We start from the raw sequence: 15,270 nt of genomic DNA on the forward strand, positions 1-15,270 counted from the left end.
CGTCTCGTTTCTATACTGAGGCGCATGGCCAGGCCCGAGACCGTCAAGCGTGTGCACGCCGCAGTCATGGCGCTTGCCGAGCGAGCTGGCCCCGGTGCCCTGACGATGGAAGGCATCGCCGCTGAGGCGGGGGTGGGCAAGCAGACCCTCTACAGGAGTTGGCCTTCCGTCCACGCCATCCTCTTCGAGGCTCTCGCCAACGAGTCCGCCGACGAGTCCGCCGACTCGGACGCGTCCGCCGACGACCGCACGGTCATGCAGGTGCTTCGAGCATCGATCGACGAGATCTCCACCGAGCCCCGCTCCTCGCTGCTGCGGTTGTTGGCGGCCTCGATCCAGACGGACGAGGGCGTTGCGCAGCATTTCCGGGAGCGGCTCTTCGAACCTCAGCAGGCGCAGATCACGAAACTTGTCGCGGCCGCCGGCTATGCGAACCCTCCGGCGTCGACCGAGCTGTTGCTCGCCCCGATCTTCTACCGCTGGTTCCTGCGACTCCCCCAGTTCCGGGACGACGAGCTCGAGGAGCATGTCGAGCGCATCCTCGACCTGGGGTCGTGACCCTTCGACCCACGGCTCCGACCGGGGCAGCTGGCCGAGCTCCGGGGGCGAGCGAGGACGATGGGCCGGCACCCGGAGGCGTGCCGGCCCATCGCCGTTCGTGAGGCCTCAGCTCGTGGTGAGGGACGTGTCGTCGACGACGAACGACGTCTGCAGTGAGGAGTCCTCGCTCATGACGTACTTCACCGTGACCGTCCTGCCCTTGTATGCCGTGAGGCTGAAGGTCTTCTGGCTGTAGGTCGCGTTGGCGCCGACGTTGGAGTATGTCGCCAGCGTCGAGGTCGTCGAGCCGTCCACCACCTGCACCTTCACCGTGTCGTAGGCCGTGGACCCGGACTCAGCCGTGTCGGTCCGCAGCCAGAACGACAGCGTCGCCGCCGTCACCGTCGACGGGATCGCGACGCTCTGCTGGATCGTCTCGGTCGACGTCGACCCGTTGCCACCGAGCCACGCCTTCCAGCTGCCCGTGCGCGCCGGTCGACCGGTGCTGTTGGTGATCGGCCCGGAGGTCCCGGTCCAGCTCACCGCACCGGACTCGAAGCCCGGGTTCTGGAGCAGGTTGCCCCCCGTGGGAGGCGTCGTCGTGCCGTAGTCCTTGGCGGCATACAGCCACAGCATGTGACCGATGACGTCGACACCACGGTCGAGCGCGGTCACGTTGATGTTGTTGATGTTGTCGCACGAGGAGTGGTAGCAGGGGTCGAACGCGCGTCCCGCAGTGCCACCCCACTTCGAGGCCTGGCTGCTCGACTTGAGCCCTTCGGCGCCACTGAAGATGCCGGCCGTCGCGATGCCGTACGACCGGAAGGCCGCATGGTCGCTGCGACCCTGCACGTCGATGTACTCCCACGGGATGTTCTTGGAGGTGTACCAGCTGGTCAGCTCGTCACGTGCGGCGTTGCCCGCCGGGTTGTCGTTGTAGACGAAGTAGCCGGGGTTGGGCGAGCCGATCATGTCGAAGTTCAGGTAGACCCTGATCTTGTTCTTCTCGGTCGTGGACAGGCTGTTCATGTAGAACTTCGAGCCCAGCAGGCCGAGCTCCTCGGCACCCCAGAACCCGATGCGAAGGCGACTCTTCGCACTCTGGCCGCTCGCGGCATACGCCAGGGCAGCCTCGAGCACTCCGGCGCTGCCGGAACCGTTGTCGTTGATGCCGGCGCCGGTGGAGACGCTGTCGAGGTGCCCGCCGAGCATGACGACGTTGTTGGCGTCACCAGCCGGCCACTCTGCGATGAGGTTGGACGTCATGCCCGCCGAGGTGCTGAAGCTCTGCACCGTCGTCGTGTAGCCGGCGGCGTCGAGCTTGCCCTTGAGGTAGCTGATGGAGGCGGCGTAGCCGGGTCTGCCGGTGTAGCGGTTGCCGCCGTTCGCGTTGGCGATCGACTGCAGCTGGTTCAGGTGCGCCTGCGTGTTGGCGACCGAGATGTCGGGGCTGGCCGCGACGGCCGTGGGGGCCGCCGGGCGAGCCTGGGTGGCCGGGGCCGCTGCCACGAGCGAGGCCGTGGCGAGCGAGGCGATGACCACCGGGGCGAGAAGCTGTCGGATGGGTGAGGACATGGAAGGTCTCCTTGAGAAGTGCAGCGAAGGAGCCGGGTCGGCGCTCGTGGAGAGCGCCGACCCGGCTCGAGTTCGACTAGCTGGTGGCGAGTGCCGTGTCGTCGACGACGAACGACGTCTGCAGTGAGGAGTCCTCGTTCATGAGGTACTTCACCGTGACCGTCCTGCCCTTGTATGCCGTGAGGTTGAACGACTTCTGGGTGTAGGTCGCGTTCGTCCCCACGTTGGAGTACGTCGCCAGGGTCGTGGTCGTCGTACCGTCGACGACCTGGACCTTCATCGTGTCGTAGGCCGTGGACCCGGACTCAGCGGTGTCGGTGCGCAGCCAGAACGACAGGGTCGCGGCCGTGACCGTCGAGGGGATCGCGACGCTCTGCTGGATCGTCTCGGTCGAGGTGGATCCGTTGCCGCCGAGCCACGCCTTCCAGCTGCCGGTGCGGGCCGGGCGGCCGGTGTTGTTGGTGATCGGCCCGGAGGTCCCGGTCCAGCTCACCGCACCGGACTCGAAGCCCGGGTTCTGGAGCAGGTTGCCACCGGTGGGCGGCGGGGTGGTGGTGCCGTCGCATTTCTCGGTGCCGACCGGGACCGCGATCGCGTTGAAGGCCGTCTCGACGGACTTGCAGGTCTGGCTCGTCGCCCCGTAGAGCTCCTTGGCAGAGGCGATCGCACCGTTGCGGGCGGCGGCATACGTGCTGCCCGAGGTGAGCTTGGTCGACAGGGTCCGGTACCAGACCTTCTCGACGTTCGCGCGACCTGCGCCGGTCACTGCGGGAGCGCCGCCGCAGGTCGGGCTGTCGTAGCTCACGCCGTTGATGGTCTTGGCGCCCGAACCCTCGGCGGCCATGTAGAACCAGTGGTTGAGAGCACCTGAGGAGTAGTGCGGGTCGAGGTTCTTGGTGTTGGTGGACCAGCAGTCCGGGCTCTGACCGTCCCTGCTCGGCTTGTCCATGTAGCGCAGGGGGGTGCCGTTGCCACGGATGTTGATCTTCTCGCCGATGAGGTAGTCGCCGACGTCGGTCGTGTTGTTGGCGTAGAACTCGACGGCCGCACCGAAGATGTCGGAGGAGGCCTCGTTGAGGCCACCGGCGTCGCCGCTGTAGTTGAGGTTCGCCGTGTTCTCGGTGACCCCGTGGCTCATCTCGTGGGCCGCCACGTCGATGGACGTGAGCGGACGGGCGTTGTTGGCCCCGTCGCCGTAGGTCATCTGGGTGCCGTCCCAGAAGGCGTTGGCGTAGGCGTTGCCGTAGTGCACGCGGCTGCGCGCGCCTCGGCCGTCGTTCCAGATGCCGCGACGGCCCTGGACCGAGTCGAAGTAGGCGTAGGTCTTCTCCGCGCCGTACTGCGCGTCGACGCCAGCGGTCTGGCGGCTGGTCGTCGACCCGTTGCCCCAGACGTTGTCGGCGTCGGTGAACTGGGTGCCCGTCCCCGACGTCGCGCCGTTGAGGTCGGTCGTGAAGTTGCCGATCGAGTCCCTGAGGAGCCACTGGGTGCCCGACTGGGTCGAGTTGAGGGTCACCTGGCCGGAGTACTGCGAGTTGCCGGTGCCGTGCTTGACCTCGTCCCAGGAGTGGACGATGGCGCCGCTCTCCGCGTCGACCAGGGTGTGGAGGCGTGACGGGGTCTGGTCGGCCTTGATCCCCTCGGTGATGATCTCCCAGGCAAGGCGGGGCGTGGCTCCACCGGCCCAGACGACGAGCTCGCTGTCCTCGGCCTTGGCCGTGGCCGACTTGCGGGCGTTCCTGGTCGCGACCGCCGAGGCCTCGGCGGCGCTCTTCTTCGGGGTCGTCGACCTGACCGCGGCCTTGCCGGAGGCGTTGAAGTGCACGTCCTTCTTGGCGCCGCTCCTGGACTTCTCGAGGACGAGGTCGCCGCCGATGACCCGCAGGCCCTTGAAGGTGCGGTCGTAGCGGATGTGCTGCGTGCCGTCCTTGTCGGTGACGACGGCGGTCGCGACGAGCTTCTCGTCAGCGGAGAGGCCGAGCGTCTTGTGGTCACCGGCCGGGTCGGCCTTGGCAACGGCAGTCCCGGTCGTGCTCGTGGGAATGGCGTTCGCGGAAGGGAGGCCCATGGTGAGGGCGAGAGGGAGGGCCAGGGCGGCGGTGACCACCATGGCACCAGTGGATCGTCGAGTCACGTCGTACCTCTTCTGGTTCGGACCGCACGGGATGACGGGCGGTCACGGGTTGAGAGCGTCGTCCCCCTCCGGGCGGCTCGGGTGGGCCACGGGCTTCGGCGCGCTCCGAACCCAACCGCTGGGTTGACGTGCGCGTCAACGAAACTGACCAAGCCTTTGCCAAACCCGGACCTTGTCCACCCTCAGGCACACCATCGGTCAAGAACGGGTCAGGGAATGGTCAAGAGGGGCAACGGGTCCTACACTCCCCGGCGCCCAGCCGTCCTGCCGCGCGGTCGGGTGCCTCTCGCCTCTGCGCCGGAGCCGGGCGTCGGGGTCGCCGTCCCCCTCCCCTACCCTGCATGGGGTGAGCACGCCGTTCCCCCCGAGCTACCACCGCATCCTCCTCGCCAACCTCGTGGCTCAGGTGGCGATCATCGTCACGGGCGGCCTCGTGCGGCTCACCGGCAGCGGTCTGGGATGCCCGACGTGGCCGGAGTGCGTCCCCGGTTCCTACGTTCCCGTCCGGGAGCAGGCCGAGGGCATCCACAAGGTCATCGAGTTCGGCAACCGCACGCTCACCGGCCTCGTCGGACTCATCGCGATCCTCGCCGTGGTCGTCGTGTGGCGATGGGCACCGGTGCAACGCCTCAAGATCGCCGCGGTGACCGTCCTCCTCGGTGTCGTCCTGCAGGCGGTGCTCGGGGGCGTCACGGTACTCACCGACCTGCACCCCGTGACGGTCGCAGCCCACTTCCTCGTGTCCGCGGGGCTGGTGGCCACCGCGGCATACCTGTGGTTCGCCCGGCACGAGAGCGACGGCGCACCGACTTTGCTCGTCCCCGAGCTCGTGCGCCGCGTTGCCTGGCTCACCTCCGCGGTCGCGGCCGTCGTGCTCACCCTCGGCACGGTCGTCACCGGGTCGGGCCCGCACTCCGGGGATGCCGATGCGCCGGCGCGGTTCGGGTTCGACCCACGCACCATCTCGTGGCTGCACGCCGACGCCGTCATGCTCTTCATCGGCCTCGTCGTCGCGGTCTGGCTGGCGACCCGCCTCTCCTCCGCGCCGACGTCGGTCAGCGCGGGGTGGCGTGCCGTCCTCGTCGTGACGCTCGCTCAGGGAGCGATCGGCTACGTCCAGTACCTCACCGACCTGCCCGAGGTCCTCGTCCTGGCGCACATGCTCGGCGCAGCCACCCTCGTCGTGGCCCTGGTCAACGGCCTCGTCTCGCTCCGGAGGATTGCACAAGACTAGTTGCACAACAGTGCTTGTGGGTCTAGCCTCGTCAGCATGACGAGACCCACGAACCCCGATCGCCGGTCCCCCGACGGCGTCCGCACGATCACCGACGCCAAGGCCCTCTCGGCGATGGCCAACGCCTTCCGCTCGCGGATGATGGACGCACTCAAGGTCGACGGGCCGTCCACGGCCTCGGCGCTGGCTGCCCGCACCGGTCAGGCCGTCGGCTCGGTGAGCCACCACCTCAAGGTGCTGAGCGAGGCGGGCCTCGTCGAGGAGGCCCCGGAGCTTGCCAAGGACCGGCGAGAGCGCTGGTGGCGTCTCGTCGACCCCGGCACCCGCTGGTCCCGGGCCGACTTCGCGTCGGACACGGCCGCGGTCACGGCTGCGTATGCCGCCGAGGCGCTCACCGTGCAGCGCCAGTTCGAGCGCGTCCAGGAGTGGAACGCCAACGCGGCGACGGTGCCCGAGTGGGACGACGCGGCCTTCGCGACCCAGCACTGGCTGCGCCTCACGCCGGCAGAGCTGCGTGAGGTCGCCGAAGAGCTCATCGAGGTGCTCGTCCGATGGAGCCAGCGGGAGCTCCCCGACGACGGCGCAGAGCGCGAGCCGGTCTTCGTGTTCTCCCGCGGCTTCCCGGCGCAGCCGTGACCATCACCGACGAGGTGGACACGCTCCCGCCGTTGCTCGCCGGCAACCGCAACTTCCGCCTGCTGTGGGCCGGCGAGGGGATCAGCGTCCTCGGCTCGATGACGACCACCGTGATCTTCCCGTTGATCGCGGTGACCCAGTTCGGCGCCGGACCCTTCTGGATGGGCATCCTGGCCGGAGCCATCTGGCTGCCCTGGCTCGTGCTCGGGCTGGTCGCCGGGGCCTGGGTGGACCGCTCCGACCCCCGCCGCGTCATGATGCGCGCCGACCTCGTCGGTGCCGTGGCCGTCGCCAGCGTGCCGATCGCGTGGGCGATGGACCTGCTCACCCTCCCCCACCTCGTGGGAACCGCGCTGGCACTGGGCTGCTGCACGGTCTTCTTCCGGACGGCATACACGGCGTTCGTCCCGCGGGTGGTCGCCAGCTCCGACCTGGAGCGCGCGAATGCGCGCATCTACGGGACCGAGTCGGCGATGCAGGTCGGCGGTCCCGGGCTGGGCGGGGTTCTCGTGCAGCTGTTCTCGGCTGCGTATGCCGTGGTGATCGACGTCGTGAGCTTCCTCGCCTCGTGGCTCTGCCTGGCCCGCATGCGCCCCGAGGAGCTCGGCCCGGCGCCCCACCTGCCGGACCGGCAGCCGATGGTCCGTCAGATCCGCGAGGGGGTCTCGATCGTGGCCCGCGACCCCTACCTCAGGTTCTTCTCGATCCAGGGCGGGCTCAGCAACTTCGCGCTGACGGGGTTCTGGGCGCTCATGGTCCTGTTCATGGTGCGCGACCTGGAAGCTCGAGCCGGGAGCCGTGGGCGTCGTCATGGCGCTCGGGTCGATCGGCGGCCTCCTGGGCGCGACGCTGGCGGCCCGCACCACGGCCTGGCTCGGCAACGCCGGGGCACTGAGATGGCTGCAGGTCCTCGGCGGTCCCGTCGCCGTCATCGAGGGCCTCGCCTTCCCGCGTGTCGGCGTGGTGCTGCTGCCGTTGGGTGCGTTCTTCGTCGGTGTCGGTGTGGTCGGCGCCAACGTCGTGCGGTCGTCGTTCCGCGTGCGCTACACACCACCCGAGCTCCTCGGCCGCACCACCGCCACCTCGGCCGTCCTCAACTTCGGGACGATGCCGCTCGCGGGGCTGGTGGCCGGGGGGCTCGGCACCTGGATCGGGGTGCGCGAGACGATCCTCGTCATGGCCGCGATCCACGCCGTCGTGTCGCTGTCCGTCTTCCTCGGTCCCTACCGGACAGGTCGCGACCTGCCGGATCAGCCGATGGCGAGATGGACCAGCGGGTCGATCGCGACGGCAAGGAAGAGCAGCGTCACGTAGGTGATCGAGAAGTGGAAGAGACGCATGGGCTTGAGCACCTTGGTGGCCGCACCCTGCTTCGCGAGGTGGAGGAGCCGGTGCGCCTCGCCGATGAACACGGCACCGCTGACGACGGCGGCGACGAGATAGATCCAGCCCATGTCTGCCACTGGCACGAGCGTCAAGGACACCGCGACCATGACCCAGCTGTAGGCCACGATCTGGCGGGCCACCGCCAGCGCGCCGCGCTCGACCGGGAGCATCGGGACGTGGGCGTTGGCGTAGTCGTCCCTGAAGGCCATGGACAGCGGCCAGTAGTGCGGTGGCGTCCAGAAGAAGATGACGAGGAAGAGGATGACGGCCGGCCACCCCACCGAGCCGGTCACCGCCGACCAGCCGATGAGGGTGGGCATGCACCCGGCGATGCCACCCCAGACGATGTTCTGGGGAGTCCGGCGCTTGAGGATCATCGTGTAGAGCACGGCGTACAGCACGACCGCAGCGAGCGAGAGCAGCGCGGACGCGACGTTGACGAAGGCGACGAACCACGCCGTCGACAGGACGGTCAGGGCGACGCCGAAGGCCAGGCCCGCGCGCGGGCTGATCTCACCGGTCACCATGGGGCGGTTGCGAGTGCGGTCCATCAGCGCGTCGATGTCGCGGTCGTAGACGCAGTTGAAGGTGTTGGCGGCTCCCGCGCTGAGCGTGCCTCCGACGAGGGTCGCGAAGACGAGCCAGAGGTCGGGCACTCCACGCTCGGCGAGGAACATCACTGGAACCGTTGTCACGAGCAGCAGCTCGATGATGCGCGGCTTCGTCAGCGCGACGTAGTTGCCCAGCGATCGCTTCCAGCCAGTCGCCGGCATGGCCGGCGAGGCGGTGCTGATCGGGGCGGTTGCCACGGCGTCCTTCGGGGTAGTTCGCGGTGCGGTGGGGCGATGAAGTCAAAGCGAGTCTAACCGGGGCGGACGCCGTCGCTCCCACCGGCAGGGTGCGGTCTAGGCTGGGAATCAATGGTTTGACCTGCATCACACTTGCACGACGTCAGAGAGGCTCCACGTGACCACCACCCCGACGAAGGCAGGCCGGGCCAAGACCCGCCGCGCCTCCGCAGCGACCGCCACTCGCTCCACCGAGATCGCCCGCCCCACCGCCCGCAAGGCGAAGTGGAACGACCTCGACGTCAAGGCTGTCGACACGGTCCGTGTCCTCGCAGCCGATGCCGTGCAGAAGGTCGGCAACGGTCACCCCGGCACGGCGATGAGCCTGGCCCCCGCGGCATACCTGCTCTTCCAGAACGTCATGACGCACGACCCGTCGGACCCGACCTGGCTCGGGCGTGACCGGTTCGTCCTCTCCTGCGGCCACTCGAGCCTCACCCAGTACATCCAGCTCTACCTCTCCGGCTACGGACTCGAGCTGAAGGACCTCAAGGCGCTGCGCACCTGGGGTTCGCTCACCCCCGGCCACCCCGAGGTGCACCACACCCCGGGTGTCGAGATCACGACCGGCCCCCTCGGCTCGGGCCTCGCCTCGGCCGTCGGCATGGCCATGGCCCAGCGCCGTCAGCGCGGCCTGCTCGACCCGGATGCGAAGCCCGGACAGAGCCCGTTCGACCACCACGTGTGGGTCATCGCGTCGGACGGCGACCTCATGGAGGGTGTGGCCTCGGAGGCCAGCTCGCTCGCCGGCCACCAGGAGCTCGGCAACCTCACCGTCATCTATGACGCCAACCAGATCTCCATCGAGGACGACACCGACATCTCCTTCTCCGAGGACGTGGCCAAGCGCTACGAGGCCTACGGCTGGGAGGTCGCCGACGTCGACTGGCGCCAGAGCACCGACCCGGCCGGTGGCGCCGACTACGTCGAGGACGTCGACGCACTGCTCGACGCGCTCACCCGGAGCAAGAAGTCAGCCAGGCCGACGCTCATCCGCCTGCACACCGTCATCGCGTGGCCGGCACCCACCAAGAAGGGCACGGGCAAGTCGCACGGCTCGGCGCTGGGTGACGAGGAGATCTCCGGCCTCAAGGCACTGCTCGGCTTCGACCCCAAGAAGACCTTCGAGGTCGACAAGGCCGTGCTCGCCCACGCGCGCAAGGTCAAGGCACGCGGCAAGGCCGCGCACAAGGCGTGGAACACGACGTATGCCGCGTGGCGCCGCAAGAACAAGGACGCCGCGACGCTGCTCGACCGGCTCGTCGCCGGGGAGCTCCCCGACGGACTGGACGCTGCGCTGCCGACCTTCCCCGCCGACGCCAAGGGCATCGCCACCCGCGCCGCCTCGGGCAAGGTCCTCGGAGCCCTGGCGCCGGTCATGCCCGAGCTGTGGGGTGGATCCGCCGACCTAGCGGAGTCCAACAACACGACCATGGAGGGCGAGCCGTCCTTCATCCCGAAGTCGAAGCAGACCGATGCGTGGAAGGGCGGCCCCTACGGCCGCACGCTCCACTTCGGCATCCGCGAGAACGCCATGGGCATGATCCTCAACGGGATCGCGCTCGAAGGGCTCACCCGGCCCTACGGCGGCACCTTCCTCGTCTTCTCGGACTACATGCGACCGGCGGTGCGCCTGGCTGCGATCCAGCAGCTGCCGGTGACCTACGTGTGGACCCACGACTCCATCGGGCTCGGCGAGGACGGCCCCACCCACCAGCCGATCGAGCACCTCGCCGCACTGCGCGCCATGCCCGGGCTCGACGTCGTGCGCCCGGCCGACGCCAACGAGACCGCCGCCGCCTGGGCCGCGATTCTGCGCAACGGCACCACGGCGGCGCTGGCCCTCAGCCGGCAGGCCCTCCCGACGGTCGACCGCAAGACGCACGCGAAGGCGGACAACGTCGCCAAGGGCGGCTACGTCCTCATCGACGCCGGTGACGACGGCAAGGCCAAGCCCGAGGTCATCCTCGTGGCGACCGGCTCGGAGGTGTCCGTGGCGCTCGAGGCCCGGCTCGCTCTCGAGAAGTCCGGAGTGCGCACCCGCGTCGTCTCGATGCCGTGCCGCGAGTGGTTCGACACCCAGACCAAGGCCTACCGCGACAAGGTGCTCCCGCCGGCCGTCCGGGCTCGGGTGAGCGTGGAAGCCGGTGTGGCGCAGGGCTGGCGCGAGATCGTCGGCGACGCGGGGCGTTCCATCAGCATCGAGCACTTCGGTGCCTCGGCGGATGCCGCGACCCTCTTCACCGAGTTCGGCTTCACCTCCGCAGCCGTCGTCAAGGCGGCCAAGGACTCCCTCAAGGCCGCCAAGGCCGGCACCGGGGTCGTCGGCGCCACCGAGACCGCCCCCCGCACCCGCAAGGACACCGGCACGGACGTGCCGACCACGAAGAAGCCTGCCGCCAAGAGCGCGGCCAAGGCTGGGAAGTGACCTCTCATGACTGACAACACCGCCCTCAAGGACCTCGCCGCCAACGGCGTCTCGATCTGGCTCGACGACCTCAGTCGCGAGCGGCTCACGTCGGGCAACCTCCAGGAGGTCATCGACACCAAGGGCGTCGTCGGCGTGACGACGAACCCGTCGATCTTCCAGGTCGCGCTCTCCGACGGCGAGAGCTACAGCGAGCAGGTCGCCCAGCTCGCAGCCGACAAGAAGACGATCGACGAAGCCGTGACCGCGCTGACGACCCAGGACGTCCGTGACGCCTGCGACGTCCTGCTGCCCGTGTTCGAGGCCACGAAGGGCCTCGACGGCCGGGTCTCGATCGAGGTCGACCCACGGTTGGCCCACGACACCGACGGGACCGTGGCCCAGGCCAAGGAAGCTTCGTCAGCTCGTCGACCGACCCAACCTGCTCGTCAAGATCCCCGCGACCGTCGAAGGGCTGCCGGCGATCACCCGTGTCATGGCCGAGGGCATCTCGGTCAACGTCACGCTCATCTTCAGCCTCGACCGCTACCGCGCCGTGATGAACGCCTTCCTCACCGGTCTCGAGCAGGCACGTGAGCGCGGCAAGGACGTCGCCCACATCGCGTCCGTGGCCTCGTTCTTCGTCTCCCGGGTCGACAGCGAGGTCGACAAGCGCCTGGACGCCATCGACGGTGAGCACACCGAGACCGCCAAGAGCCTCAAGGGCAAGGCCGCCATCGCCAACGCGCGGCTGGCCTACCAGGCCTACGAGGAGGTCTTCTCGACACCGCGCTGGAAGAACCTCGAGGCCGACGGTGCCAAGCCACAGCGGCCGCTGTGGGCGTCCACGGGCGTCAAGGACCCGGCATACCCCGACACCATGTATGTCACGGAGCTCGTCGCCCCCGGGACCGTCAACACGATGCCGGAGAAGACGCTCGACGCCGTCGCCGACCACGGCGAGATCACCGGCAACACCATCGAGGGCACCTACGAGGAGGCGGCCGAGGTCCTCGACGCCCTCGAGCGGCTGGGCATCTCCTACTCCGAGGTCACCGCCCTGCTCGAGAAGGAAGGCGTCGACAAGTTCGAGAAGTCGTGGGGAGAGCTGCTCGACGGCGTGCAGTCCGAGCTCGACAAGGCTTCTCGATGAGCAGCCTCGAGATCACCGCTCGGGGCGCTGCCGCCGACGCCATCTCGACACACGTCCCGCAGCTGGTCCAGGACGAGGTGGCGAGCAAGCTCTTCGCCCAGGACGCCACGCTCTGGGGCGACGCCGCCGAGGAGGAGGCCGGCAAGCGGCTCTCCTGGGTGGGCCTCCCCCGCTCCTCCCGTCCGCTGCTCGGCGAGATCGCTGCCCTGCGTGAGGAGCTGCGCGGCGACGGTGTCTCGCGGATCGTCCTCTGCGGCATGGGTGGGTCCTCGCTCGCCCCGGAGGTCATCTGCGCGACCGCCGGCGTCGACATCGTCATCCTCGACTCCTCGGCCCCCGACGTCGTGCGTCGGGTCGTCACGACCGACCTCAGGAAGACCGCGGTCGTCGTCTCGTCCAAATCGGGCTCCACCGTCGAGACCGACTCGCAGCGGCGGGCCTTCGAGCAGGCCTTCACCGAGGCCGGCATCGACGCCACCCGCCGCATCATCGTCGTCACCGACCCGGGCAGCCCCCTCGACCGCGAGGCCCGCACGGCCGGCTTCCGCGTCATCAACGCCGACCCCGACGTGGGCGGCCGCTACTCAGCCCTCACGGCCTTCGGGCTCGTGCCCTCGGGCCTCGCCGGTGCCGACGTCGGCGCGCTCCTCGACGACGCCGAGGCCGTGGCCGACCTCCTCGCGGCCGACGACGAGGGCAACCCGGCGCTGCGGCTGGCCGCTGCAATGGCCGGCACCGAGCCCCTGCGCGACAAGCTCGTCCTCGTCGACGCGGGCACCGAGAACGTCGGCTTCGGCGCGTGGGCGGAACAGCTCATCGCCGAGTCCACCGGTAAGGACGGCACCGGCATCCTGCCCGTCGTCGCCGACGGCGAAGCGCCCGAGCACACCTACGCCGATGCCAACGTCGTGCGCCTGGTCGCCACCGGTGGCGACGACGACGAGGCCGTCGACGGCGGCAGCGCCCTGACCGACGACGGTGTCGCGACCGTCGTCGACGGCACGCCGCGCCACCCGGACTCGATCGCGGCGGAGCGGCCCGGCCCGGCCGATGTCGTCCCCGAGGACCTCGGCGACAGTGGCTCGGTCATCACTGTCGCCGGCACCCTCGGCGCGCAGCTCCTGCTGTGGGAGGCCGCGACAGCCATCGCTGGTCGACTGCTCGGCATCAACCCGTTCGACCAGCCCGACGTCGAGAGCGCCAAGGAGGCGGCTCGAGGTCTGCTCGACCAGGCCGGGTCAGCCCAGGAGGAACCGGCCTTCGTCGACGGTTCCGTCGAGGTGCGCACCCTGGGCGGGAACTGGCTCGGTGACGAGAGCACGCTGCCCGGTGCCGTGTCCGCTCTCCTGTCCCAGCTGGACGAGAAGACCGGCTACGTCGCCGTCATGGCCTACCTCGACCGCGAGCAGGACGCCGACCTGGAGCAGGTGGCCCGCGAGCTCTTCGACCACACGGGTCGACCGGTGACCTTCGGATGGGGCCCTCGCTTCCTCCACTCGACCGGTCAGTACCACAAGGGCGGCCCGGCCAACGGTGTCTTCATCCAGGTCACTGCAGCTCCCGAGGAGGACCTCGCGGTCCCGGGTCGCGGGTTCACCTTCGGGGAGTTCATCGCGGCGCAGGCCGGTGGCGACGCCCAGGTCCTCGCCGAGCACGGCCGACCCGTCCTTCGCCTGCACCTCACCTCGCACGGGCGCGGCCTGGGTCAGGTGCGGTCGGCCCTCTCGAACCCAGGAGCCTGATGAGTCCGGCACGCATCACTGCCACCCACAACCCCCTCCGGGACCCACGAGACAAGAGACTGCCCCGCATCGCCGGCCCGTGCAGCCTCGTGCTGTTCGGCGTCACCGGCGACCTCGCCACCAAGAAGCTCATGCCGGCGATCTATGACCTCGCCAACCGTGGTCTGCTGCCGCCGGGCTTCTCGCTCATCGGCTTCGCTCGTCGCGACTGGGCCGACCAGGACTTCGGCAAGATCGTCTACGAGTCGGTCAAGGAGCGCTCCCGCACCCCGTTCCGCGAGGACGTGTGGCGCGCGCTCGCCGAGGGCATCCGGTTCGTGCCGGGCACGTTCGACGACCCCAAGGCCTTCGACCTCCTCGCCGAGACCGTCAAGGACCTCGACGAGCAGCGAGGCACGGGCGGCAACCACGCCTTCTACCTGTCCATCCCCCCGTCGTTCTTCGCCACGGTGTGTGAGCAGCTGAAGCGATCTGGCCTGTCGACCGCAGCGCCCGGTTCGTGGCGGCGCGTGGTCATAGAGAAGCCGTTCGGCCATGACCTCAAGAGCGCACGCGAGCTCAACGAGATCGTCGCCGACGTGTTCCCTGCGGACTCGGTCTTCCGGATCGACCACTACCTCGGCAAGGAGACCGTCCAGAACCTCCTCGCCCTGCGCTTCGCCAACCAGATGTTCGAGCCGGTCTGGAACAGCCACTACGTCGACCACGTCCAGATCACGATGGCCGAGGACATCGGCATCGGGGGCCGCGCCGGCTACTACGACGGCATCGGCGCTGCGCGTGACGTCATCCAGAACCACCTCCTGCAGCTCCTCGCCCTCACGGCGATGGAGGAGCCGGTGTCGTTCGCCGCCGACCACCTCCGCAGCGAGAAGGAGAAGGTCCTCTCGGCAGTTCGACTGCCCAAGGACCTCGACAAGGGGACCGCACGCGGGCAGTACGCCAAGGGATGGCAGGGCGGCGAGGAGGTCCGCTCCTACCTCGCCGAGGACGGCGTGGGCAAGAGCTCGACGACCGAGACGTATGCCGCGGTCAAGCTGGAGGTCGACACCCGCCGTTGGGCGGGAGTCCCGTTCTACCTGCGGACCGGCAAGCGCCTCGGCAAGCGGGTCACCGAGATCGCGGTCGTCTTCAAGAAGGCTCCTCATCTGCCGTTCTCCGACACCGCCACCGAGGAGCTCGGCCAGAACGCCGTCGTCATCCGGGTCCAGCCCGACGAGGGTGTGACCATGCGCTTCGGTGCCAAGGTGCCCGGCGCCCAGATGGAGGTGCGCGACGTGACGATGGACTTCGGCTACGGCCGGGCCTTCACCGAGAGCTCACCCGAGGCCTATGAGCGACTCATCCTCGACGTCCTCCTCGGGGAGCCACCGCTCTTCCCGCGTCATGAGGAGGTCGAGCTCTCCTGGGAGATCCTCGACCCGATCGAGGAGTTCTGGGCCAAGAACACCGCTCGCATCGACCAGTACACCTCGGGCACGTGGGGGCCACAGAGCGCCGACGACCTCATGAGCCGCGACGGCCGCACCTGGAGGCTCCCGTGAACACCCCACCAAGTTCTCCCCCGCTGCGCTCCTCCGATACTTCGCGGGGACCCCAGAAACGCAGGAGAGAA

The 15,270-nt window shown here is 69.2% G+C and carries 10 protein-coding genes and 2 pseudogenes; 9 read left to right on the top strand and 3 right to left on the bottom strand.

Going from position 1 to position 15,270, the window contains the following annotated elements; all coding sequences use genetic code 11:
* Nucleotides 1-24 precede the first annotated feature (24 nt).
* Complete coding sequence (locus ACZZ98_RS18195) at nt 25-558, top strand: TetR/AcrR family transcriptional regulator (protein ID WP_463517555.1); 534 nt, start codon at nt 25-27, stop codon at nt 556-558.
* A 108-nt stretch (nt 559-666) separates the two neighbouring features.
* Here ACZZ98_RS18195 and ACZZ98_RS18200 read toward each other — a convergent pair whose 3' ends face one another.
* Nucleotides 667-2,115 carry a M28 family peptidase gene (locus tag ACZZ98_RS18200; RefSeq protein WP_463517556.1) on the bottom strand — a complete coding sequence of 483 codons (1,449 nt, stop codon included), beginning with the start codon at nt 2,113-2,115 and terminating at the stop codon, nt 667-669.
* Between the two features lie 76 nt (nt 2,116-2,191).
* On the bottom strand, nt 2,192-4,249 hold the full coding sequence (locus ACZZ98_RS18205; protein WP_463517557.1) for a M4 family metallopeptidase: 2,058 nt from the start codon (nt 4,247-4,249) through the stop codon (nt 2,192-2,194).
* Nucleotides 4,250-4,595: 346 nt separating this feature from the next.
* Here ACZZ98_RS18205 and ACZZ98_RS18210 point away from each other — a divergent pair, with 346 nt between their 5' ends.
* The 4 genes and pseudogenes from ACZZ98_RS18210 to ACZZ98_RS18225 all read left to right on the top strand — a co-directional run bounded on the left by ACZZ98_RS18210 (nt 4,596) and on the right by ACZZ98_RS18225 (nt 7,433).
* Entirely contained in the window at nt 4,596-5,483 is an 888-nt protein-coding gene (locus ACZZ98_RS18210; RefSeq protein ID WP_463517558.1) for a COX15/CtaA family protein, read from the top strand.
* Nucleotides 5,484-5,519: 36 nt separating this feature from the next.
* Nucleotides 5,520-6,119 (top strand): ArsR/SmtB family transcription factor, encoded by a 600-nt coding sequence (locus ACZZ98_RS18215; RefSeq protein ID WP_463517559.1) that lies wholly within the window; start codon nt 5,520-5,522, stop codon nt 6,117-6,119.
* Nucleotides 6,035-6,895: pseudogene (locus tag ACZZ98_RS18220) on the top strand (MFS transporter); the annotation flags it as partial. The gene ACZZ98_RS18215 and the pseudogene ACZZ98_RS18220, both read left to right, overlap by 85 nt.
* Before the next feature lie 22 nt (nt 6,896-6,917).
* Nucleotides 6,918-7,433, top strand: coding sequence for an MFS transporter (locus ACZZ98_RS18225; protein WP_463517560.1), 516 nt, complete (start codon nt 6,918-6,920; stop codon nt 7,431-7,433).
* Here the strand turns inward: ACZZ98_RS18225 and ACZZ98_RS18230 are convergent.
* Nucleotides 7,370-8,278 carry a heme o synthase gene (locus tag ACZZ98_RS18230; RefSeq protein WP_463517811.1) on the bottom strand — a complete coding sequence of 303 codons (909 nt, stop codon included), beginning with the start codon at nt 8,276-8,278 and terminating at the stop codon, nt 7,370-7,372. The two genes, ACZZ98_RS18225 and ACZZ98_RS18230, sit on opposite strands and share 64 nt — an antisense overlap.
* Nucleotides 8,279-8,471: 193 nt before the next feature.
* On the opposite strand from ACZZ98_RS18230, the gene tkt reads away from it, so the two are divergent.
* The 4 genes and pseudogenes from tkt (at nt 8,472) to zwf (ending at nt 15,199) form a co-directional block, all read left to right on the top strand.
* Entirely contained in the window at nt 8,472-10,781 is a 2,310-nt protein-coding gene (gene tkt / locus ACZZ98_RS18235) for a transketolase (RefSeq protein WP_463517561.1), read from the top strand.
* A 6-nt stretch (nt 10,782-10,787) separates the two neighbouring features.
* Nucleotides 10,788-11,913, top strand: a pseudogene (tal, locus tag ACZZ98_RS18240) (transaldolase).
* Entirely contained in the window at nt 11,910-13,655 is a 1,746-nt protein-coding gene (locus ACZZ98_RS18245; protein WP_463517562.1) for a glucose-6-phosphate isomerase, read from the top strand. Before tal ends, ACZZ98_RS18245 begins: the two are co-directional and overlap by 4 nt.
* Complete coding sequence (zwf, locus tag ACZZ98_RS18250; protein WP_463517563.1) at nt 13,655-15,199, top strand: glucose-6-phosphate dehydrogenase; 1,545 nt, start codon at nt 13,655-13,657, stop codon at nt 15,197-15,199. The genes ACZZ98_RS18245 and zwf overlap by 1 nt, the downstream gene beginning before the upstream one ends.
* The last annotated feature ends 71 nt before the right edge of the window (nt 15,200-15,270 follow it).

The sequence above is a fragment of the Knoellia sp. AC549 genome (assembly GCF_979258975.1).